The 21,800-nt window shown below is 48.6% G+C and carries 17 protein-coding genes and 1 pseudogene; 17 read left to right on the top strand and 1 reads right to left on the bottom strand.

Annotated features, from left to right (window positions below; translation table 11 throughout):
• The first annotated feature begins 27 nt into the window (after positions 1 to 27).
• The 3 genes from GSO_RS07670 to GSO_RS07685 all read left to right on the top strand — a co-directional run bounded on the left by GSO_RS07670 (position 28) and on the right by GSO_RS07685 (position 4,156).
• Entirely contained in the window at positions 28 to 471 is a 444-nt protein-coding gene (locus GSO_RS07670) for a GNAT family N-acetyltransferase (RefSeq protein ID WP_010490795.1), read from the top strand.
• Between the two features lie 588 nt (positions 472 to 1,059).
• On the top strand, positions 1,060 to 2,655 hold the full coding sequence (locus GSO_RS07675) for a tagaturonate epimerase family protein (RefSeq protein ID WP_010490797.1): 1,596 nt from the start codon (positions 1,060 to 1,062) through the stop codon (positions 2,653 to 2,655).
• Between the two features lie 466 nt (positions 2,656 to 3,121).
• Complete coding sequence (locus GSO_RS07685) at positions 3,122 to 4,156, top strand: LacI family DNA-binding transcriptional regulator (protein ID WP_010490801.1); 1,035 nt, start codon at positions 3,122 to 3,124, stop codon at positions 4,154 to 4,156.
• 158 nt (positions 4,157 to 4,314) lie between these two features.
• On the opposite strand, the gene GSO_RS07690 is transcribed toward GSO_RS07685, so the two are convergent.
• Entirely contained in the window at positions 4,315 to 5,034 is a 720-nt protein-coding gene (locus GSO_RS07690) for a GntR family transcriptional regulator (protein WP_010490802.1), read from the bottom strand.
• A gap of 223 nt (positions 5,035 to 5,257) precedes the next feature.
• Here GSO_RS07690 and GSO_RS07695 point away from each other — a divergent pair, with 223 nt between their 5' ends.
• The 14 genes and pseudogenes from GSO_RS07695 to dgoD all read left to right on the top strand — a co-directional run bounded on the left by GSO_RS07695 (position 5,258) and on the right by dgoD (position 21,795).
• Positions 5,258 to 6,583: a PTS sugar transporter subunit IIC gene (locus GSO_RS07695; protein ID WP_010490803.1), complete on the top strand. Its 1,326-nt coding sequence runs from the start codon at positions 5,258 to 5,260 to the stop codon at positions 6,581 to 6,583.
• Between the two features lie 41 nt (positions 6,584 to 6,624).
• Positions 6,625 to 9,264, top strand: a complete 2,640-nt coding sequence (locus GSO_RS07700) for a glycoside hydrolase family 38 N-terminal domain-containing protein (protein ID WP_010490804.1) — start codon at positions 6,625 to 6,627, stop codon at positions 9,262 to 9,264.
• 2 nt (positions 9,265 to 9,266) lie between these two features.
• Positions 9,267 to 10,559 (top strand): annotated as a pseudogene (locus tag GSO_RS17465) (glycoside hydrolase family 125 protein).
• Complete coding sequence (locus GSO_RS07710; RefSeq protein WP_010490805.1) at positions 10,556 to 11,440, top strand: ROK family protein; 885 nt, start codon at positions 10,556 to 10,558, stop codon at positions 11,438 to 11,440. Before GSO_RS17465 ends, GSO_RS07710 begins: the two are co-directional and overlap by 4 nt.
• A gap of 10 nt (positions 11,441 to 11,450) precedes the next feature.
• Positions 11,451 to 12,881 carry a glycoside hydrolase family 1 protein gene (locus GSO_RS15765; protein ID WP_010490806.1) on the top strand — a complete coding sequence of 477 codons (1,431 nt, stop codon included), beginning with the start codon at positions 11,451 to 11,453 and terminating at the stop codon, positions 12,879 to 12,881.
• 17 nt (positions 12,882 to 12,898) lie between these two features.
• Positions 12,899 to 13,213, top strand: a complete 315-nt coding sequence (locus GSO_RS07720) for a PTS sugar transporter subunit IIB (protein ID WP_010490807.1) — start codon at positions 12,899 to 12,901, stop codon at positions 13,211 to 13,213.
• Between the two features lie 378 nt (positions 13,214 to 13,591).
• Positions 13,592 to 13,918, top strand: a complete 327-nt coding sequence (locus GSO_RS07725; RefSeq protein ID WP_010490808.1) for a PTS lactose/cellobiose transporter subunit IIA — start codon at positions 13,592 to 13,594, stop codon at positions 13,916 to 13,918.
• A 27-nt stretch (positions 13,919 to 13,945) separates the two neighbouring features.
• Positions 13,946 to 15,136 carry an EndoS/ChiA family endoglycosidase gene (locus GSO_RS07730; protein ID WP_010490809.1) on the top strand — a complete coding sequence of 397 codons (1,191 nt, stop codon included), beginning with the start codon at positions 13,946 to 13,948 and terminating at the stop codon, positions 15,134 to 15,136.
• Positions 15,137 to 15,672: 536 nt separating this feature from the next.
• A complete protein-coding gene (locus tag GSO_RS07735) occupies positions 15,673 to 17,718 on the top strand; it encodes a BglG family transcription antiterminator (protein WP_010490810.1) in 2,046 nt (681 codons plus the stop codon).
• A gap of 40 nt (positions 17,719 to 17,758) precedes the next feature.
• A complete protein-coding gene (locus tag GSO_RS07740) occupies positions 17,759 to 18,385 on the top strand; it encodes a bifunctional 4-hydroxy-2-oxoglutarate aldolase/2-dehydro-3-deoxy-phosphogluconate aldolase (protein WP_010490812.1) in 627 nt (208 codons plus the stop codon).
• A gap of 16 nt (positions 18,386 to 18,401) precedes the next feature.
• Entirely contained in the window at positions 18,402 to 18,866 is a 465-nt protein-coding gene (locus GSO_RS07745) for a PTS sugar transporter subunit IIA (RefSeq protein WP_010490815.1), read from the top strand.
• A gap of 20 nt (positions 18,867 to 18,886) precedes the next feature.
• Positions 18,887 to 19,174, top strand: coding sequence for a PTS sugar transporter subunit IIB (locus GSO_RS07750; protein WP_010490817.1), 288 nt, complete (start codon positions 18,887 to 18,889; stop codon positions 19,172 to 19,174).
• A gap of 55 nt (positions 19,175 to 19,229) precedes the next feature.
• Positions 19,230 to 20,606 (top strand): PTS galactitol transporter subunit IIC, encoded by a 1,377-nt coding sequence (locus GSO_RS07755; protein WP_010490819.1) that lies wholly within the window; start codon positions 19,230 to 19,232, stop codon positions 20,604 to 20,606.
• A gap of 43 nt (positions 20,607 to 20,649) precedes the next feature.
• Positions 20,650 to 21,795 carry a galactonate dehydratase gene (gene dgoD / locus GSO_RS07760; protein ID WP_010490821.1) on the top strand — a complete coding sequence of 382 codons (1,146 nt, stop codon included), beginning with the start codon at positions 20,650 to 20,652 and terminating at the stop codon, positions 21,793 to 21,795.
• Positions 21,796 to 21,800 lie beyond the last annotated feature (5 nt).

A 21,800-nucleotide genomic window follows, 5' to 3' on the forward strand; every position in this document is an offset into this window, starting at 1 on the left:
AATTTGATATTAGAAAAGAGGGACGGTATGGCACCATACACGATTGAACAAATAAGCGCGCCCAGTCGCGAACAATTGGATCAAATTATGCGGTTATGGTTGCAGGGGAATTTACAGGCCCACCAGTTTATTCACGCTGAATATTGGAAAAGTAATGCTCCTCTGGTGCGCCCTTTAATTCAGCAATCAACATTGTGGGTTGTGCGCGACGGAGCAACGCTGATTGCTTTTTGTGGCTTGCAACAAGACTTCATCGCCGGCTTTTTTGTTGATGAAAAACACCGTGAACGTGGCGTTGGTACGGCTTTGATGGCAAAGTTGCAAGCGACTTATCCCCAACTGAGATTAACGGTGTACCAGAAGAACATTCGCGCTGCGAAATTTTATAAGCATCAGGGCTTTTCTGTCTTAACGAGTCGTCAAGACGAAGGAACCGGTGAAGTAGAAGACGTTATGGGCTGGGAAAAATAAGGATTCTTGGTGGTAAAGTGGCTGGGTCATAATTCACAATGGCAATATAAAAGCGGACATCGCATGTCTAACAATTGCAGAACGGCTGCTTTTACTTTTCCTTAGAAGAATTGGCTAGGCTGACAAGGTTGGTAATAACAGAGCATAAGCTGAATTAGACACTTACGGAAAATAATGGGAAAGGCCCACCAGCAACTGAGAAAAGATTGCACATGAATTTTAAAATAATAAGTTGAATATGTATTTTTGATACTAAGGGGTTTATTTTGAGTCTTGACAACACTTTCTAAACCGGATATAGTTTTGGCGTGTTGGTTAGGTGGTCTTCAAGCCTATATTTTTTGTATTTAAATGTTAACGGTAACATTGTGCGTCAAAACCCTACATAACTGGGTGACCATATTGTGAGAAACAAAAAGGTCAAAAATTATGCAGCCGACACAGATCGCATACGGAAATGTCAAACTGACTCGTAGCGTTGCGTTGTCTGCTAAGCTAAGTTGCTGTGCAAAATGTTCACGTGTGTATTTTGACGTATTTATACTTGGAAACACGCTAAGATACGGTATTTTACTGGAGGTATCAATAATGGATTTACCAAAATTACTAAAAGACGTAAAAGAAATTTTAAATGATGATGGCAATTATCAGCACCTTAGCAATCAAGAAATTTACAAGCCTTCTATCCAGATAGATCGCCGCAATGTTTATTTCATTTTGCACATCCCTAATAGTGAAGGGATTATACAAAAGAAAATGGTTGTTTACGAAAATAGATTGACGATTGGCGACTTTGATCCGGTGCAGGAAATGCAAGATCGTGATTCGATGCTGATTGTCGGTGACTTGAACGAAAAGAATAATAATGCTTTGGCTAAAAGATTCCGCTGGATCCGACCAACGTCACGCCGGAATTACAAATATACATTTGGTTTAGGCGATCGTCTTGGTAATGCGTCGAATGCCCACTTACGTTTATTCAAGGGTCGCGGCATCATGCCGGTTTTGGCTCAACAATCGATTCGCGAACTTGTGTTGATGCATCGAACCAATACAGATGTTTTCCAGTCAGCGTCATGGGCGGTTTTTGAAGAAGGATTTACTTATGGCTGGGGTGCTGATGGTGATCATGTTAAGACGCCGTATGAAGTTGACTATGCGGTCAAAGTCGGTTGCTCGATGATTACCCTGGACTGCACGGAGGAAATCCATAATGACGTGGTCAATTTGGCCGAAGCCGAACTTGATAAGCGGTTCAATGACTTAGATGCCGACCAAATAGCATATTTTAATAAAACGTACCTGAATCAAACATTTAAAGTTGGCAATTCGGAAGTTAAGTTTACCAAGCATGATGTTGAAGAGTCAGTTTTGACATTCTATGACGCAATTTTGTTTGCGGCCAATATTTATAAGGACTTTGTTGTTCCGTACAACTTGGATTTTGAAATCTCAATGGATGAAACACCTTATCAAACGACCAATGCCAACCATTTCTTCTTTGCGAATGAACTTCATCGCCGAGGTATTACGCCAACAACCATGGCACCACGTTTCTATGGGGAATTTCAAAAAGCCATTGATTACATCGGTGATACGGCTCGTTTCGAACGTGAATTTGTGGTCCACGAGGCGATTGCCGAGCATTTTGGCTACAAACTCAGTATTCATTCCGGGTCAGACAAGCTTTCCGTTTACGAAATTATCGGGCGCGTGGCTAAGAAGCATGGGTGGCATGTCAAGACTGCCGGGACTAACTGGCTTGAAGCCTTGCGTGTCATTGCCCACAAGGATCCGCAATTCATGGTCGAACTTTATCGGTTTGCTTATGAAAACCTGGATGACGTTAAGGACTTTTACGTTTTCAATGCACAGACTGATGGAACCGCACCTAAACCGGACGACATAAACGTGGAAAACGTTATGGGGTTGCTTAATAACGATGATGCGCGGCAAATACTCCACACCATGTACGGTTCGATTATGAATCTTAAGCATAATTTCCACTATGTCTATCGGGATAAGTTCTGGAATATTTTGCTTAAGAATCAGGACTTATACGATAAATATCTAAATATCCATATTGCCGAGCACCTGGATTTACTTCAAGGTATTGTCAAGACGAAGGCCGAAGCATTGGAAAAGCATGAACCAAAAGAGAATATTTCGCAAACTGTTCAATAAAGCGGGACAATAAGTTGTTTTGCCGGGTTCTGTGTAGCTTCTGAGACAGGTTGGCTGAACAAGGATGCTTTTCGAACAATATGACTGGAGGGGTTATCACGTGATAAAGTCAGAAAACGATCAAGCAAGCAAAGCTATCTTGTTCAATCAAGTCAAAAATGTGGATTTACAGGAGCTTATGGGGTTGGTGTCAAGTGAAACTGACCAGGATAAAAAAGCCGTCTTGTTAAAGCTATATCAATGCGCGCTCGATGTTAGACTGTTTGGCTGTGAGAATGCCAATACCAAACCATGAACTTGACAGCATTAGTCATGGCTTCATAGCAGCGCAATCTCATGATCGTTGTGAGGTTGCGCTGCTTTTTGCTCAAGATCACCGTACCATGCTGACATTGAAGTGTTTTAGTGTCTGGATTTTTGGTACAATTCCCGTATAGGTCATGACTGAAAAGAAAGTGTGAATTTCGTGAAAAAGGTTGATAAGCGCACTGCGACGATCAGAACAATTGCTAGAATGGCCGGCGTGTCACACACAACAGTCTCAAGGGCGCTGAATGGCAGTCCCCTAGTAAAGCCAAAGACGCGGGATAAAATAACGGAGATTGCCAAGGAGATCGGTTATGTTCCGAATATGAGCGCAAAAAGCCTGGTTACAAACCGCTCTTATATGATTGGCATTTTCTTTACTAACTTAGATACCGGGACTTCAGCCAGTTTTTTAACGGATGTCATTGAGCAGGCACAGGGAATGTTACCACGCAGTTACTTGTTGTCGATCAACAGTATCGAATATGCAATGGACAACAAAAGTGTCGCGATCATCAACTTTGATGGCGTCATTGTGATTAGTCAATCCAAGACGGATGATGAGTTTATCGAATACGTGCATCAGGTTGGGTTGCCCATGGTCGTTTTGAATCGCGTGATTGAGCGTGATGATATTTATAATTATGCGATTGGCGATAAGCTGGGGAGTAAAATGGCCACTGAATACGCGATTCGAATGGGGCATCGCCGACTTGCATTAATTAGCGGCTTGGCTTCTTTTGAATCCGCTGCCCAAAGAACCAAGGGCTTCAGGGAAGCACTCAGCGAGCATCAGTTGACAGTTGCGGATGAACTGATGATGCAAGGCGATTATCGGCCAAAGAGCGGCAGTAGACTCATGCGAAAAATCCTCTCCAGTGGCAACCTGCCAACCTGTGTCATTTGTGAAAACGATGATATGGCCGTCGGAGCGATTAATACTTGTGTAGAACTAGGGTATAAGGTTCCCCGTGATATCTCGATCATCGGTTTTGACGACATGGCTTATTCTAAATATTTAAACCCGCCTTTAACAACCATTCGAAAACCGACATCGACTATTATTGAAATGGGCATCGCCCGGTTAGTTAATATTATTGAGAATGGGAAGCCAGAGCAGGTTGAGCAGAAAGTGATCGATCCGGAAATTATTGTTCGAAGTTCAGTGCTCAATCTTAACCTTTCGAATGAATAATGGGGTGACAAAAAAATGAGGTATGGTTCTGGGCGTGTCTGCGGGACACGGTCATAACCATACCTTATTTTTATTGAGCACTTTTTACTTGGTTTCAAGTTCAGCGTAAGTAGTGCGCCACGTCCTGATGGTTGCCGAGTTCCGAATGTTGCGCGCGTTTAGAGATTGGGCAGCCGTCGATGAATATTTAACACAAACCGTGAATGGTCGTGAATGAACCGCGAAACCGAGTATTCAAACGCGTGGCCTTTTTGGTCGTATGCTGTTTGTTCAATGACGAGTACCGGGCTGCCTTTTTTGATATCAAGGGCTTCGGCGGTTTCTGCGTCAGCTTCGGTTGCGTATAAAATGCGGCGGGCATCGGTTAGCTGGATGCCGCGGTTGCCGAGGTAATCGTAAATAGAACCTTTTAGAATGTCCTCGTCTAACGGTGCGATATTAGTGGGCATGATGGTGTGTTCAAGGCTGTAGTAACGGTTATCAATGAGGCGGACGCGTTTGATGTCGTAGACTGGCTCATTGCTTTTAATGGCAAGATTTTTTTGCTCGGTCGCATTGGGTAAGCGCGCATCAAAATACAGCAGTTTGCTGGAAATGTTTTGATCGCGGTGGGAATAGGTCGCTCCAATTGGGGCGTCAAGCGGTAGCAGTTCCTTGTCGTCTTCGGTTGCCCGAGCGCGCACAAAGCTGCCTGATCCTTGTTGACTGTAAATCAGGCCTTCATCCTGTAAGAGTTTTAGCGCTTTTTTAATGGTTAAACGGCTGGTGTGGTAAGTTTCCGCCAGCTTTTTTTGCGTGGGCAGCGGCTTCCCGGCGCGATAGTGGTTCGTTAAAATGTCTTTTTTAATGTCTGAATAAATTTCTGAATAAAGATACAACACCGTCACCTCAATGGCTTACTTGTTAAGCGATTATAACATAAGCGAATGATTTGATAAGCCATATTTTCAAGCCAGTCAAGATTGGGCCGGCGTTATCTGACAGCGTCGTATAATTTGTATATACAAAATATAAATAAGACTTTACAAAAATTAGGGAAACCGGTAAACTGACGATGTTGGAAAACGTTTTCTTTTCAAAACTACTTAGGGGTGATGCATGATGAAGTTCAATGTGGATAAGCTTCAGGAGCCGTTACTGAAGGCTTCGATGTGGGTGCAGAACAACACGATTCTCCAAGCTGTTAAGAATGCTTTTGTTCGAACGATTCCATTTACGGTGATTGGATCGTTTTCGAACCTGATTAAGATGCAACTGGATGCGTTGATTAAGTCACAACATTTAAATTGGGGTTGGTTGACGAGCCTGAGTCAACTTTTTGGTTATCTCGGCGTCGCCACGCTGGGGATTGTCGGCTTGATTGTGGTTGTCTCCAGCGCCTATTCCTATGCGGTTGAGTTGAAGCGGCGTGATGAGAACAAAGGCATGAATGTCATCATTGCCACCTTGTTGGCCTTTTCCGCCTATTTTGTTATGGTACCGAACAACGTCAACTTCGCCGATCCTAAAGCTAAAGTCATTGAAGGGTTTGCGGCGTCGCTTTTCAGTTATGAAGGGATGTTTACCGGCTTGATTGTCGGCATGTTAGCCGTTGCGATGTTTGCGGCCTTCAGCCACTCTAAGTTCACCATCAGGATGCCGGGGAGTGTCCCGCAAAATGTGTTTGACTCGTTTTTTGCCTTAATTCCGATGACCGAAGTTTTACTGTTGTTCGGACTGGCCCGGATCGGTCTTCAGGCGATGGGCTACACCAGTTTGATTCAGCTGATTTCAACGGTCATCATTAAGCCGTTACTGACAGTCGGCACCGGATTACCTGCTATTATTGTCGTCATTTTATTAGAACAGATTCTGTGGTTCCTTGGGTTACACGGTTTCAACATTGTTTGGGGGATTGTTTCCGCGTTTTGGCTGCCGTTATTCCTGCAGAATGTGGCTAAGTTTGCGGAAACCAAAAGTTTTGCCGGTATTTCGATTGCGCCGAACACAATGACCAACGTTTACGCAATGATCGGCGGTTCAGGAGCGACATTTGGCCTCATTATCGCCATGCTGATTTTTACCAAAAAAGGTGAAAAAGAGCGGGAAGTGGCCAAGCTGGCCTTGGTGCCGGGATGCTTTGGTATCAACGAACCGGTTATCTTTGGCTTGCCGATTGTCTTGAATCCGATCATGTTCATTCCGTGGATTTTTGTCCCGCTCTTTAACGCGATTGTGGCTTATATGGTGACTTCAATTGGCTGGGTAGTGCCGCTCGTGGTTTTAAACTCGGGCAATGAGCCGATTTTTGTCAGCACTTGGATTCTTGGCGGGTTGCATATGAGTCCGGTGATTCTGACGGCTGTTTTGGTTGTCATCGATATTTTCCTCTACGCACCGTTTGTCATTATGAATCAACGCAGTGAACGGCGACTGGCCACGGCATAGTTGGTAGACACGGCATGAAGACAGAAAGAAGAATTTGATTAATGCAAAAAGTTCACGTGATTGCGCACACGCACTGGGATTTTGAATGGTATTTCACCCGTCAGCAGGCCCGGGTTCAGTTTGCTTACCATATGGCGGAAGTGTTGCAGGCGCTTGAGGCGAATCAACTGGATGCCTATTTACTGGATGGTCAGATGGCGATTGTCGATGATTATTTGCAGACTAACCCCGAACGACGCGATCAGATGCGCAAGTTTATTCAGGCGCGGCGGCTGTTCGTCGGCCCCTGGTATACGCAAATTGACGAGATGGTTACCAGTGGCGAATCGATTGTGCGGAACCTGCAACTTGGGCATAAATTGGCTGCTGAGTTAGGCGGCATTATGAAAGTCGGCTATCTGCCTGATTCGTTCGGGCAGGGGCAGGACATGCCGAAGATTTATCACGGCTTTGACATTAGGTCGACCGTCTTTTGGCGCGGTATGCCACATGAGAAGAATGCGCGTTACTTTTACTGGACCGCCAATGACGGCTCTAAAGTGTTGGTCGCGAATATTAAAAACGGCTACTATGCCGGCGTTGAGCTGATTGAAAATGACGATGTGGCAAGTTTGCTTCATCGGATTGCTACGGATACCGAGGCGCATGATTTGATTTTGCCGGTGGGCGGTGATCAGCGCGCGGTCGATTTCAACTTGAAGGATCGGCTGGAAATCGCCAATGCGCAACAAGATGAATTTAACTTGGTGGAAGACAACTACCCGGACTTTTTCAAGGACTTGGCGAAAACTTCGGATTTACCTACCTATCAAGGTGAGTTTGTGGATTCGTCTGCCTCGAAAATTCATCGCGGCATTTACTCGTCACGCGCTGACTTAAAGGCGCTGTATGATCGGCTCGAACATCTGATGGTCGATGTCGTTGAACCGCTGATGGCCGTGGCGGCACACCATGGGATTGAAGCCCAGTCTGGCATCGTCGAAACTATCTGGAAAAGCATTGCCCGCGGTCAGGCGCATGATTCTTCCGGCGGTTGCAATTCGGATGAGACAAATCGCGACATTGCCCAGCGTGGCGCCGATGCCTTACAGTTGGCGGAATCGCTTCGTGACTATTTATTACGCAAGTTGGCCAGCAATGCCCCGGATTCGTTGAATGTTTTCTTTTGGAACCCGACGATTCAACCGATTCACCAAAACGGCCAGATCACGGTGGCAACGCGCGAACCGCATTTTACGCTGAAAAGTGAAGCCGGCGAACCGGTGGCGTTTGAGGTGCTGAAGCAAGAAAAAGTCGACAACGCCGTTTTACGCGGCGATCCCGCACAGGAGACACCGGACATTTATTATCGCACGACCATTGCAGTACCAGTGGCCATTGATGCGCTGGACTGGGTGGGCTTGACGCTTGAGCCAGCGCACCAGTCGATGGCGTTGCGAACCCAAAATACCACGATTAGCAACGGCGTTTACACGCTGACTTTTGAGGATGGCAAGCTCTTGTTGACGGATCACCGCACGCAGCAAACCTTTGTTGATCCGCTTCACTTCGATGATGGCGGTGATGCGGGAGATACGTATGATTACTCGCCGCCTGATCAAGACTGGCTGCTTGACTTGTCGCTTGCGCAGGCCGAGGTGACCGGTCATCAAGGCGAGTTGGTGAGTGACCTGATTTTCCGCGGAAGCTGGCAGTTACCAGGCGAGTTGGCCGATCGCAAGGCGCACAAGGCCAACGTCATGATGCCATATACGCTGGTGTTGCAACTGGCCGCTGATGATCCCGTGATTCGATTTGATTTGACGGTCGAGAATACGGTACGCGATCACCGGCTGCGGCTGGTGCTTAAGACGCCGGTCAAGGCAAAAGATAGTTATGCAGACACGCCTTTTGGAGTCGCCAAGCGTCCGGTCATTGATCCGCATCTGAAGGACTGGCAAGCCATCGGTTATCACGAAGAGCCCACTGCGCTACGACCGCTGATTCATTTTGCCAACAGCCATGACCAAAAGACCAGTTGGACATTCCTTGGCTTAGGTGAAAAAGAGTGCCAGATTGTCGGCGAGCAGTTTGATCAGTTAGCAGTGACGATGTTTCGTGGTGTCGGTTACCTCGGACGGCCGGATTTGAAGCGGCGGCCGGGGGATGCGTCTGGCTTACAGACTCGGTATGTGCCAACCCCTGACAGTCAGCTGTTGGGAACGCGGCACATGCACGGCGGTATTTGTTTGGATGCCACCTTTGATCCGGCTGAATTACAGCGCCGGGTGCAGGCATTGGCCATTGGCAGTCTTGGTTACCAAAACCAGACAATTGATCGCTTCACCACGCCGTTGCAATACTTTCCGATTAACGCGAATCAAACGCCACTGCACCATCACTCAGCGATTGAGTTAAGCGGTTCGGGAGTGGTCGTGTCGAGCGTTAGCGCCACTGCGGATGGTACCGGATATCTCATCCGGCTATACAATCCGACCGATCAAACTGACACGGAAGCAGCGACGCTTCATTTTGCGCAACCCGCCAGCGTTCGCCTGTTGAATCTCAATAACGAGGTCCAAAAAACGGTCGCAACGGATGTGACGGCATTCGAACTGCCTGTATTTAAGCCGGGTGAGATTCGGACTTACGGCATCTACCCGCACCAATCGCCATCAGTGGCAGAAAAGGAGCACGCTTAGCTATGGAAGAAAAGTCAGCGTTGGCAACAGCCTTAACGGAATATGCTGAAGCCCATCCGCTACCGGATACAGCGACCCAAACAATGTTTCGGACGTTATTACCCGATGCGCTGGTTAAAGCAACCCGCCGTCAGCCTGATGGCACGTATTTTGTGGCGACTGGCGATATTCCGGCAATGTGGTTGCGGGATGCGACGTTTCAGGTGTTGCCGTATGTGCAGCTCATCAAGGACATCCCTGACCTGAAGCCGATACTTGAAGGGGTGTTGCGCCGCGAACTGGCTTTTGTGCGGCTTGATCCTTATGCAAACGCCTTTAATGAAACGGCTAGTGGCGCGCATTGGCGGGCTGATGACGAAAGCGATCGGCCGATGTCGCCCCAAGTCTGGGAGCAAAAATTTGAAATCGATACTCTGTGTGCGCCATTGCTCTTGGCGGTGAATCTTTACGCCGAAACCGGAGATGCCAGCATTTTTGACATCGACTTTTGGGCAACGTTCACGCTGATTCTGACGATTTTTGAACAGGAGCAGCATCATGAACGATCGCCATATTTCTTTCGGCGGTCGGACACTGATGAAAACGATACGCTGCTGAATAACGGAATAGGGGCTCCAATTGGCGAGACTGGCTTGATCTGGGACGGTTTTTGACCCAGCGACAATCGGTGTGAATATGGTTTTCATATTCCGGCCAACCTGTTAGCCAAAACGGTTTTGACTCACTTATTGCCGTTAATGCCGGTTGATGAGCGGTTACTGGCCAAGCGGACACAGACGTTGGTGGCAGCGATTGAGCAAGGCGTCATGACTTACGCGCTGCAAACCTTGCCAAGCGGGGAACAGGGACTGGCCTATGAAGTCGACGGTCTCGGACACGCCCGCTTGATGGATGATGCCAATGTGCCAAGCTTGTTGAGTCTGCCATTTCTAGGTGCCATCGCCGCAGATGATCCGCTTTATCTGACCACAAAGGCGTTTGTCCTCAGTCCGCAGAATCCTTATTACTATGAAGGAAAAATGTTGTCCGGCATCGGTAGCGAGCACACGCCGCCAGAATACGTCTGGCCGATTGCGGTGGCAATGGAAGGCTTGGTCGCAACGACAGCCGCGGATAAAATGGCCAAACTGTTGTTGCTAGTGGCGACAACCGGCGGAACCGGTCAATGTCACGAAGGTGTTCAAAAGGATGATCCGACGCAATATACCCGCACGTGGTTTTCGTGGGCGAATATGACCTTTTGCCAGTTGGCACTTGATGTAATTCAGCAACAGGAACAGGAAGGATTGCGATGAGTTTAGCGGTGATCGATATTGGCGGCACCACGATTAAGTTTGGTGGCTACAGTGCCGAAACCGGTCTTTTTCAGCGAACCAAGGTTGCAACGCCGAAAACGTTGGCAGCCTTTTATCAGTGCCTGCAACAACAGGTGGCGAGGTTGCGGCAGATGACCGAAGTGACTGGTGTGGCCATCAGTAGTCCTGGCGTCGTGGATCAAGCGGCCGGCATCATTCGGGGTGCCAGTGCGGTACCTTATATTCATCATTTTCCGATCGTGGCTGAGTTAACCAAACGCTTGGAGCTGCCGGTCACGATCGAAAATGATGCGAACTGCGCGGCGTTGGCCGAAGTTCAGGCAGGTGCGGCTGCTGATGTGCGCGATGCGATTTTTCTGGTGCTTGGAACCGGCGTTGGCGGGGCGGTGATTTTGAATGGCCAGCTGCATCGCGGCCGCCATCTGATGGGTGGCGAATTCGGTTATATGCGGCATGGTGATGACGATACTGTCAGCCACCTTGGTACGCTGGTGAACACGGTGGCACGTTACAATCGACGTCATGGCACTCACCTGGATGGCAAAACGCTATATGAGCAGGCGCACAAAGGTGGCCAGGAAGCTAAAAAAGCCGTTCAGCGCATGTTCCATGTCCTAGCTACGACCATTTTCAATTTGCAATATAGTTTTGATCCGGACTGCTTCGTCATTGGCGGCGGGATTTCTCAAAATCCACATTTATTGGCCGATTTAGAGGCGGCACTGGATGCCGTGATGGCGCAAACCGAACTGGCACCGGTGCGGCCGGTTATTCGGATTGCCAAGTTTCAAGCCGATGCCAATCTGTATGGCGCGGCGGTTCATTTTCAACAACAAAGTCAAGCCGGTTTGATCCGCTAGAAAGGAAGTGATGGCCATCCAATTTGCAGCTGATTTTACCTGGGGTGCAGCCACAAGCGGCCCCCAAGCAGAAGGCACGTTTCACAAAAAACATGAAAATATCTTCGATTATCATTATCACACGCGACCACAGGATTTTTATCACAATGTCGGACCGGATGTGGCGTCAAACTTTTACAACGATTATGAACAGGATCTGAAACTGTTGAAGCAGGCGGGGGTTCAGGCGCTGCGGATTTCGATTCAGTGGACGCGGTTAATTGATGATCTTGAAGCGGCCACGGTGGATCCGGCAGGTGCTGATTATTATCGGCGCGTGTTTGATGCGATGCATGCACTGGGGATTACGCCGTATGTGAACCTGCATCATTTCGATCTGCCTATTACCTTGCAGCAGCGTTATGGCGGATGGCAGTCCAAGCACGTTGTCGATCTGTATGTGAAATTTGCTCGGCGGTGTTTTGAACTATACGGCGATCAGATGACGCACTGGTTTACGTTTAATGAGCCTAAGGTGATTGTGGACGGTCAGTATTTATATCAATTTCACTATCCCAATCTGGTTGATGGTAAGGCGGCAGTTCAGGTTGCGTATAACCTCAATTTGGCCAGTGCCAAGGCGGTGGCGGCATTTCGTGAGGTCAACCAGCATCCGGATGCGACCATCGGCACGATCATCAACTTGACGCCGGTTTATCCGGCCACCCAGTCCGATGGCGATCGGGAAGCGGCGCGGTTTGCGGAGCTGTGGGCGAATGATTTGTACTTGGAACCGGCGATTCATGGGCGGTTTCCGGAAGCACTGGTTGAACGACTCAGGCAGGATCATGTTTTATGGACGTCAACGCCTGAGGAATTAGCGGTCATTGCGGCCAATCACATTGATGTGCTCGGCGTGAATTATTACCACCCTTGTCGTGTGCAGGCACCCGATGTAGCACCCGACAGTTTGCAGCCGTGGTTGCCGGACATTTATTTTGACGAGTACGATATGCCGGGACGCAAAATGAATCTCGACAAAGGTTGGGAAATTTATCCTGACGCGTTGTATGACATTGCGATGACCATCAAAAACCGTTATGGCAATATCGACTGGTTCGTGGCGGAAAATGGGATCGGCGTTGCTGACGAGGAGCGCTTTTTGCAAGACGAGGTGGTGCAGGACGATTACCGGATTCAATTTATGACCGATCACCTGCGCTTCCTGCATCAGGCGATTGAAGCCGGCGCCAACTGCCATGGCTATTTTGTCTGGACCGGGATTGATTGCTGGTCGTGGCTTAATGCCTATAAAAATCGATACGGCCTGATCCGCAACAATTTGCGCAATCAAACGAAATCGCTGAAGAAATCTGGCTACTGGTTCCGGCAGGTTGCGGCCACCGGTTATGTGCCGGACGCTGATTCCTGCCCGGTGCGCGTTGAAAAATCGACCCAATAGAAAAGAGGAACTTCATCATGGCTGAAAATCCGAAAACAATCATGCTGGTTTGTGCGGCAGGGATGTCGACCAGTATGTTAGTTAGAAAAATGATGGATGCTGCGGAACAAACCAAGGCTAACGTCAAAATCTTTGCAGCCTCGGCAGCAGATGCAAAAGACAAGCTGGCAGCCGAGCATCCTGATGTTTTACTGCTCGGTCCCCAGGTACGCTATTTAGAAGGCGACTTTAAGGCAGCCTTGTCGATACCAGTCGCTGTCATCAATATGTCTGACTACGGCTTAATGAAAGGTGACCGGGTTTTACAGACAGCGCTTGATTTAATGGCTTAAGTAGACTGAAAGAGTTCTGTGCCGTGCCAAACTCCGCAATCTCCGGCCAGCTTGGGGCTGGCGACCGCGAAGCTAGAGTGGTGGGCACGACTTAGAGCCTCTGCAAAAGCGGCAGAGTCTCTAAGCTCGGCCTTGTTGTAGGCGGGGCAAAAAGCGCCCCACCAACAACAATGTCACCACTGAGCTCCATCTGGCCTACGATTGCTCCGCTTTGGCACTAAGATCTTAAGACTTTTGGTCAATTATCCTTGAAGAAAGAAACGAGCATTAAATCGACAAACGTGAGGGAGACTTTTGTTTCTACTGTGACCATAAAGTATGACCCATGAATGCGAAGTAAAAAGAGTAGTTCTTTAGGGAAAAAGGGGGACGAGGCTCATGGACGAACAACAACAACTGGTCGTGATGCAGCTGATTATGGCTGGCGGCAATGCGAAGAATGCCGCATTTGAAGCCATCCGAGCTGCGAAAATCGGCGACTTTAAACAGGCAAAAGCCAAACTCAAAGAAGCCGATCACTTCTTAGCCGACGCACACCAAGCTCAGACAAGCATGTTGACCGCGGAAGCAAACGGCCAGCATCAAGTTGTGTCACTTTTGATGGTTCACGGCCAAGACCACGTCATGACCGCCATTACGTTTCGCGACTTGGCTGAGGAAATCGTGGCGTTGTATGAACGGTTGGGTGAGAAGTCAGCAAGCTGATTTTGCTTGATTGGGAGGGTCATGACAATGAAAAAGGGTTTTAAGCTACGGTGGGTAAGCTGGCTGATCGTCGCCAGCGGGATCTTTTTAAGTCTGATGGTGAAACCGCAGTCAGTGAGTGCCTCAGCGGAAACGCCGCAAAAGACGTTTATGGTTTATTATCGCGCGTGGCGGGACCAAGCCATGCACGGGGTTAATACAACAATTTTGGATCCGAATCCGCAAAGCATGCTGGATTTGCCATACGGGATTAATATTATCAACGTGTTCAGCTATGTTCCGGCTGGGCAAGAGGCCAAGGCGCAACCATTTTTCGATAAGTTAAAAGACGTCTATGCACCGGAAATGCATCGTCGGGGCACAAAACTGGTTCGTGCTTTGGATTATGGTCGCATGGTCGATGGCTTAATTCAGCAATATGGCAAAAATCCAACCGCAAGCGAAATTGATGAATATGTGCAGACATTGATCTATGAATTGTCCGGTCAATGGGGACTGGACGGCATCGATATTGATATGGAACAGTCCCCTGATGCCGAAAAAGTTGCGTTGTCAGACCGCATTATTCGAACAATGGGGCAGTATTTAGGACCAAAAGCGGAAAATGGTACCTTATTAATTTATGACACCAATGGCAGTTACCTTGCCCCGTTTGAAAATGTCATGAGTTACTTTTCCAATCTCGGTTATCAACAATATGGCAGTGGGCCAAATCGAACCGAGAAAATGCGCCAAACGTATACGGCAGCTGGCTTTCCACAAAATCGGTTGCTGGCTGGCTTAACCTTTCCAGAAGAGGGCGATCATAATCGCTGGTATGACACCGATCCCAATCATTTTTTACGTTCAAATATGCATACTGTTGCAGCGTTTTCGCGTGAAAATTTAGGCGGCATGTTTGTCTATGCCGTTGATCGGGATGGGCGAACGTATGAAGAACCGGATTTCAGCCACATTCGCAAGACAACCTATCGCTGGACGAAAACCGCGATTCTAGAAACAAAGGGTTATCCGTTAAATGAGATTAAGGCGGCAGCATATCGCCACTTGAAAAAGATAGCGCCACAAATATCACCGATACAATATCAATTGCTTCATCGGCAAATTAACCAAGCAACCAATGCTTTTGAAGTCAACAGCGTCTTTATGAAGGATGACTTTAACGGTGCAGTTGATCCTACCTTTGACGCTGTGAAGGAGATGCAAACGGGCATGTGAATGCTTAGATAACTGTATCCAGGATTACATTTTCAATAGCGAAGAGTTATTGACGAGAATAGCGTTACATTTGCGTTGGATCAATAAGACGAGTGAATTTTCTGTAGATCGGAAAATTCACTCGTCTTTTGTTGTCTCAGAGGAAAGTTAGTCAACTTTTTTAAGCAGTGAGTGCCAAGGAGGAGCAATCGGAGGCCAGATGGGGCTCAGCTGTGAAATTGGTCTAAAACGGGCGGTTTTCCCGTTTTAGACCAAGGCCGAGCTTTGAGACTCAGCCGGTCTTGCTGAGGCTCAAAGTCGTGCCCACAGCGTTCCAGCCCCAGCTGGCCGGAGATTGCGGAGTTTGGCACGGCAACTTACATTCTCTGTCTCCTTTTCCGCCCAAACAAAATCCCATAACCACGCGCTTGATGCAGACATAAGTTCACCTTGAACATTCCGGATCCGAATGGGGTGGACAAAAGCCGGAATGAAAGCGCCGTCATATAGGCGTTTTGTCCCGTACAATTGACATTGGACCTGGAGGTGAGGGTTGAGTGAAGAAACGCAATCTGCAAATCCTTTCAGAAATTATTCGGCATCCTAATTTGAAAAGTGGTGATTTGGAAAAACAATTTAAAATTACGCGGCGCCAACTTGCTTACGCCTTGGCCCAAATCAATCAGGAGCTGGCGGACCATCAGCTGCCTAAAATTACCCGGACCCCGCGTGGTGAGTTTGTCACCCCGAGCGAAGTAGCTGACTTTTTCAATGTCCAGGCAACTGAAGCACCGCAACCTTATGTATATCGCGAAGAAGACGAGCGCATCTTGCTCATTTGCCTGTATTTACTGGTCAGCGACGAGTTGTTATCACTGGTGCACATCTATGATTTCAGCGGCGTGAGTCGGACAACCACGTCAGCTGATTTAAAAGCAGTTGGCCGATTCCTCGAAGAGCGCCAATTGACGCTGAAGTACACGCGGCAGGCAGGCTATTTTATTGCCGGTTCCGAACAGGTGATGCGTAACTTGCTGAATTATCTGGTCACCCAGCTGCTGACCTATGACGATGGCCGCAGTTCAGTCGAGCAGCTAGGCAAGGTGCCCACAGAGCAAGTCATTCATTTTATTCACAAAATCGAAAATGTCCGGAATGTCACGTACTCCGATGAATCGTTTAGCTTTTTAATGCTGGCAGTGCTGATGAACGTGACGCGCAATCTGTCGCACCGCGCCAAAGATACACCATATTTTGAGCATCAGATCAGCGATACGCAGGAGTTTGCACAGCTAAAACCGCTGATTCCCCAGTCGTGGCTAACGAGTGATTCGGATGCGGAGTGGTTGGTGATTCTGCTGTTATCGGCCAACACAATTCGCGGGGATGTCGGGGTCGCGGATCAAGCGTTGGTTGCGGCGATTCGCACGATGGTTGCCAAGTTTGAACAGCAGACGTTCATCAAAGTGGCGGATCAGGATGACTTTGTGAAACGGCTCCTCGCCCACTTACGACCGGCGATCTTCCGCGTGCGCTATGGCTTGCATCTGCGCGACATCGGCATCGGGCAGGTGATGGCCGCCGATCCCCGTCATCGGTTTCTGGTCGACACCATTGATGCGATTATCGAACCGCTCGAGAAGCTGACGGGTAAAACTATTCCCGAAGATGAGCGCAACCTCATTGCCTTTTATTTCGACGGTGAATTGGAAAAGTCAGCCGATTTACACATCAGTAAGGAACGCGCCGCAGTAGTTTGTACCAACGGCCTGATCGTTTCCAAGCTGATGATTCAGAATCTGCGCCGGTTATTTCCGGAAATCAGCTTTTTATCCGCTACCTCTGCGCGCGAATTCGAACACTTTTCCGGGGACTACGATCTGGTTTTCACCACCGTACCGTTAAAAACGTCGGCGCGGCAATATATCATCCACCCGTTGTTAAGCGAAGATGAGCAAGTTCAGTTGCGGTACCGCGTGTTGAATGATATCGGCGTGAAAAATATCCAAACTGGCATTTCGGCATTGACCGCGATTGTGCGTAAACACGCCAAGATTACGGATTCCGCGGGGCTGGATCATGCCTTACGCCGGTTTTTAGCCGATCAAGGGGTTGAAGAACTGCCGGAAGTCCACCAGCCGCGCTTGTCGGCGTTGACGGCGCCGAATCTGATTCAGATCGGTCAAAGTCGCGATTGGCAAAACGCCTTGCAGCAAGCAATTGAACCGTTGGAACGGTTGGATTATGTGACCGATCCGTTTCGCCAAACGTTGATCGACGAGACAGCAGCTGCGGATAATTACAGCTTCATTGGAACGGAGGTTGCCATTCCCCACACGGTTCCGGAAAACGGGGTGCTGAACAATGGCTTTGCCTTTTATATTCTGAAACAGCCGGTGATTTATCCAAACGGGTTTCACATTCGCATGATCGTGCCGATAGCCGTTAAAGACACTGATCAGCATTTGCAAGCGATTCAGGAACTATCGGAGATCATTGCCGACACTACCACTTTGAAGCAGTTGTTCGCTGCCAAGAGTGGCCAACAGGCTTACGAAATCTTGCAACGTTACGAAAACAAATCAGGCGCAAACCTGAAATAAAAAAATTAAGCAACACGTTACGAAATACAAGGAGGGCACCATGGAATTATCTGAATATCCAACTTTTACCGTGATTATGCGCGGTTACACGCCGGAGCAGGCTGATGCGATCATGCAGGCCATGGCCGGTTTTGAAAATCAATTCGGTGTTGAAGTCACGATGAACACGCCGCATGCGCTCGACATTATTGAAAACGGCAATGCTGAGTATGGCGATCGTATCCATATCGGGGCAGGGACTGTCACAACGCTGGACGAAGCAAAGGCAGCGATTGCCGAAGGCGCCAAGTTCATGCTGAGTCCGATCGAATTCACGGATGACATTTTTGCTTACGCCAAAGCGCATGACGTCATCACGGTGCCGGCAGCGATGACCCCGACCGAGGTGCACGACATGTTCGAAAAAGGCGCCGATATCGTCAAAATTTTCCCGGCAACTACGGTCGGGTCGGACTTCTTCAAAGCAATTCAGGCGCCACTTGGCAAGTTGCCATTAATGGCAGTTGGCGGTGTGTCGCTGGCAAATGCCAAAGACCTGTTGACGCATGGGACCAGTTACCTAGGCATCGGGTCCAAAATGTTCAACGCTGAAGATTTGGCTAACCGGAATGTGGACGGGTTGGCGGCTTCTATGCAAGCCTTTGTCGATATCAAATACGTACTTTAGAAAGGGGCTTGGATCTGTGGCGGTTGATTTAGTCATTGATAAAAAATTATTACTGCCTCACCTGGAGGCAACGGACAATCTGGACGCGTTGAGCCAGATTGCCGACAACTTGTTTGCGCAAGGTTATGTCAAGGAAGGGTATAAACAGGCGATTCTTGATCGGGAAGCCACTTACCCGACCGGCCTGCCATCACCGCGACCGACCGTAGCGATTCCCCACGCGAATTATCAGCTGGTGAAAAAGACCACCATTTCGGTCGCCACTTTGGCGCATCCGGTTAAATTTCACGATATGGGGGATGTCAACAACGTCTTGGACGTGGATGTCATCATCATGATGGCCATTGGCGAACCGCATGGCCAAGTCGAGATGTTGCAAAAAATCGTCGATGTCATTCAAGACGATCAGTTACGCCACGCCATTGCAGACGCAGCGGATGTGGATGGTTTGTATCAATTATTGGCGAAAACGTTTGAATAAAAAATGGAGGTACGGAAATTATGGCTGCTCATATTTTAGTTGCATGTGGTAATGGTATCGCGACGTCAACGGTGGTTGCGTCGAAGATTAAGAGTTTTTTGGCAGAAAAGGGGGTCGATGTTGAAACGACCCAGACGAAGTTAATGGAAGTGCCGGGCAAAGTCGAAAACTACGACTTGCTGGTGACGACTGGCCAGTTTGAAGGGCAAACACACGGCGTTCCGTATATTCACGGGCTGCCACTGTTAACCGGCGTTGGGGCGCAAGAGACTCTCAACAAGATTTACGAAACGGTTAAAGACAAGTAAGCAGGTGCGTCAACAAGGTCAGGGGAGCCTGACCGAATTGGAGGGATAACGTTTTATGAATATCGTAATGGACGTCTTTAACTGGTTGATTGCCGCCGGTCCAACAGTGTTACTGCCAGTTATCATCACGATTATCGGCATGATATTTGGCCTGCGCATCGACAAAGCGTTTAAGTCCGGTCTGACGTTGGGAATTGGTTTTGCCGGGATCAAATTGATTCTGGACTTCATGACCACCAATGTCGGACCGGCTGCCAAAGCCATGGTTGAGCGAACCGGTGCCCATCTGACCGCACTTGATGTCGGCTGGGGCTCCATCGCCGCTGTGACTTGGGCATCACCGATTATCGCGATTCTGATTTTTGCTATTTTGGCCGTCAACATTGTGCTTTTGATCATCAAGCGCACGCATACGCTTGACGTTGATATTTGGAACTACCACCACATGGCCATTGTCGGCGTCATGGTTTACTTCGTCACGAAGAACATTGCGCTTGGCGTAGGTTCATCGATTGTTATGGCGCTGGTTACCTTCAAGTTGGCCGACTGGTCACAGCCGATGACCGAAAAGTTCTTCGGTATGCCTGGCGTGTCCTTGCCAACGGTCTCGGCACTGTCGTCATTGGTGATTGCGTGGCCATTGAATTGGTTGCTAGATCGCATCCCATTTATGCGGCGCAATAAGTTCTCCATTCGTGATGCCCAGAAGTATTTAGGTTTCTTCGGTGATTCGATGATCATGGGACTGTTAATCGGGATGGCCATTGGCTTTTTCGCCGGTTATAACCTCATGAAAATCATGCAATTAGGTGTGTCAATGGCGGCGGTTTTGGTCCTGATTCCAAAAATGACCTCGCTGTTCATGGAAGGCTTAATGCCGATTTCCGACTCCGCGCAAAAATGGTCAGAAAAACGGTTCAAAGGCCGCAAGCTGTTCATCGGCTTGGACGCCGCCGTGGTTGTCGGCAATGCCGATGTTATCACGACCGCTTTGATCATCATTCCATTGACCATTCTGATGGCCTTGGTTTTGCCAGGCAACCAAGTCTTGCCATTTGCTGACTTGGCAGTTGTGCCATTCCGGGTGGCCTTGGTTGTGGCACTGACAAACGGCAATCTACTGAAGAACATCATCATCGGCTTGGTCGTCACCGCTTCGCTTTTGTGGTGCGGGACTTCGACAGCACCGGTTTTGACGGAAATTGCCAAATCAGTCGGCATTAAACTTGGTGCCAACTCGCTGTATATTTCATCATTTGCGGCCACTTCGATGATTCAAAGCTTTGCGGTTTACTTCGCTTTCACTTGGCATCCGCTGATTTCGATTCCGGTATTGTTAATTATTTTCGCCGGTGTCTGGTACTTCTTTGACGGGATCAAACATGTCAATGCGGCGATGGACGCCCAGAACCAGAAAAGTGCCCAAGCTTAATCGTTAACGTCGTTGAAACTGTTTTGAAGGGAGCATTTTTGAATTGAAACTGTCAGATATTAAAGTTTACAAAGTTAAGCCACGATGGATTTTTGTTAAATTGTCAACCGATGAAGGCATCACGGGCTGGGGTGAAATGATCTCTGGAACCAAAACGGAAACCGTTGTCGCTGGCGCCTATGAAATGGGGAAAAAGTTGCTCGGCCGCGATCCGTTCGAGATTGAACGGCTGTGGCAGGAGATGCACCGCTCCTTCTTCCGAGGCGGCCCGATTAACGGCACCATTATTTCCGGTTTGGAGATGGCGCTTTGGGATATCAAAGGCAAAGCGCTTAATCTACCGGTGTATGAACTGCTCGGCGGGGCGGCGCGCGATCGCATTCGGGTATACTCCTGGATCGGCGGCGATCGCCCATCCGATGTTGCCGAACAGGCGCAAGCCCGGGTTGACAAAGGGTTCACTGCGATTAAAATGAATGCCACTTCAGAGCTGCACTACATTGATTCCTACAACAAGGTGCAAGCCGTCGTTGATCGCGTTGCTTCCATCCGTGATCAGGTCGGCGACAAGCTGGAAATCGGCATCGACTTCCACGGACGGGTGCACCGGCCAATGGCAAAAGTGCTGGCGCATGCGCTGGAACCGTATCATCCGATGTTTCTGGAAGAAGTCGTGTTACCGGAAAACTGGGATTCGTTTGATGACATTGCCCGCGAAGTTTCCATTCCGCTGGCAACTGGCGAACGGCTTTACACGCGCTGGGACTTCAAGAATTTATTCCGTCAAGGGGCCATTGATATCGTGCAGCCAGATGTGGCGCTGTGTGGCGGTATTTTGGAAACCCGCAAAATTGCGGCTATGGCTGAAGCCTTTGACATGGGTGTCGCCCCGCATGCACCGTATGGACCAGTGTCACTCGCAGCAACCCTGCAAGTCGATGCCTGCACGCCAAATGTGTTCATTCAGGAACAAAGTCTAGGGATTCACTACAATCAAGGCTTTGACCTGCTTGACTTTGTGAAGAATAAAGAAATTTTCCAATACAAAGACAGTTATGTTCAGTTACCAAAAGGCCCGGGTCTCGGCATTGATATGGACGAAGACAAGATCAAAGAAGTTGCGCAGGAAGGCTTGGTTTGGAACAACCCGTCTTGGAAGAATTATGACGGCACGATTGCCGAATGGTAAAAGTC

The organism is Lacticaseibacillus zeae DSM 20178 = KCTC 3804 (assembly GCF_000260435.1).
In the GTDB taxonomy this organism is placed as follows: domain Bacteria; phylum Bacillota; class Bacilli; order Lactobacillales; family Lactobacillaceae; genus Lacticaseibacillus; species Lacticaseibacillus zeae.

Bases quoted from the DNA above. Each gene is read 5' to 3' on its own strand.
- GSO_RS07675 (WP_010490797.1), top strand. From the start codon at position 1,060: ATGGATTTACCAAAATTACTAAAAGACGTAAAAGAAATTTTAAATGAT.
- GSO_RS07670 (WP_010490795.1), top strand. From the start codon at position 28: ATGGCACCATACACGATTGAACAAATAAGCGCGCCCAGTCGCGAACAA.
- GSO_RS07725 (WP_010490808.1), top strand. From the start codon at position 13,592: ATGGACGAACAACAACAACTGGTCGTGATGCAGCTGATTATGGCTGGC.
- GSO_RS07740 (WP_010490812.1), top strand. From the start codon at position 17,759: ATGGAATTATCTGAATATCCAACTTTTACCGTGATTATGCGCGGTTAC.
- GSO_RS07710 (WP_010490805.1), top strand. From the start codon at position 10,556: ATGAGTTTAGCGGTGATCGATATTGGCGGCACCACGATTAAGTTTGGT.
- GSO_RS07720 (WP_010490807.1), top strand. From the start codon at position 12,899: ATGGCTGAAAATCCGAAAACAATCATGCTGGTTTGTGCGGCAGGGATG.
- GSO_RS07755 (WP_010490819.1), top strand. From the start codon at position 19,230: ATGAATATCGTAATGGACGTCTTTAACTGGTTGATTGCCGCCGGTCCA.
- GSO_RS15765 (WP_010490806.1), top strand. From the start codon at position 11,451: ATGGCCATCCAATTTGCAGCTGATTTTACCTGGGGTGCAGCCACAAGC.
- GSO_RS07750 (WP_010490817.1), top strand. From the start codon at position 18,887: ATGGCTGCTCATATTTTAGTTGCATGTGGTAATGGTATCGCGACGTCA.
- GSO_RS07695 (WP_010490803.1), top strand. From the start codon at position 5,258: ATGAAGTTCAATGTGGATAAGCTTCAGGAGCCGTTACTGAAGGCTTCG.
- GSO_RS07700 (WP_010490804.1), top strand. From the start codon at position 6,625: ATGCAAAAAGTTCACGTGATTGCGCACACGCACTGGGATTTTGAATGG.
- GSO_RS07730 (WP_010490809.1), top strand. From the start codon at position 13,946: ATGAAAAAGGGTTTTAAGCTACGGTGGGTAAGCTGGCTGATCGTCGCC.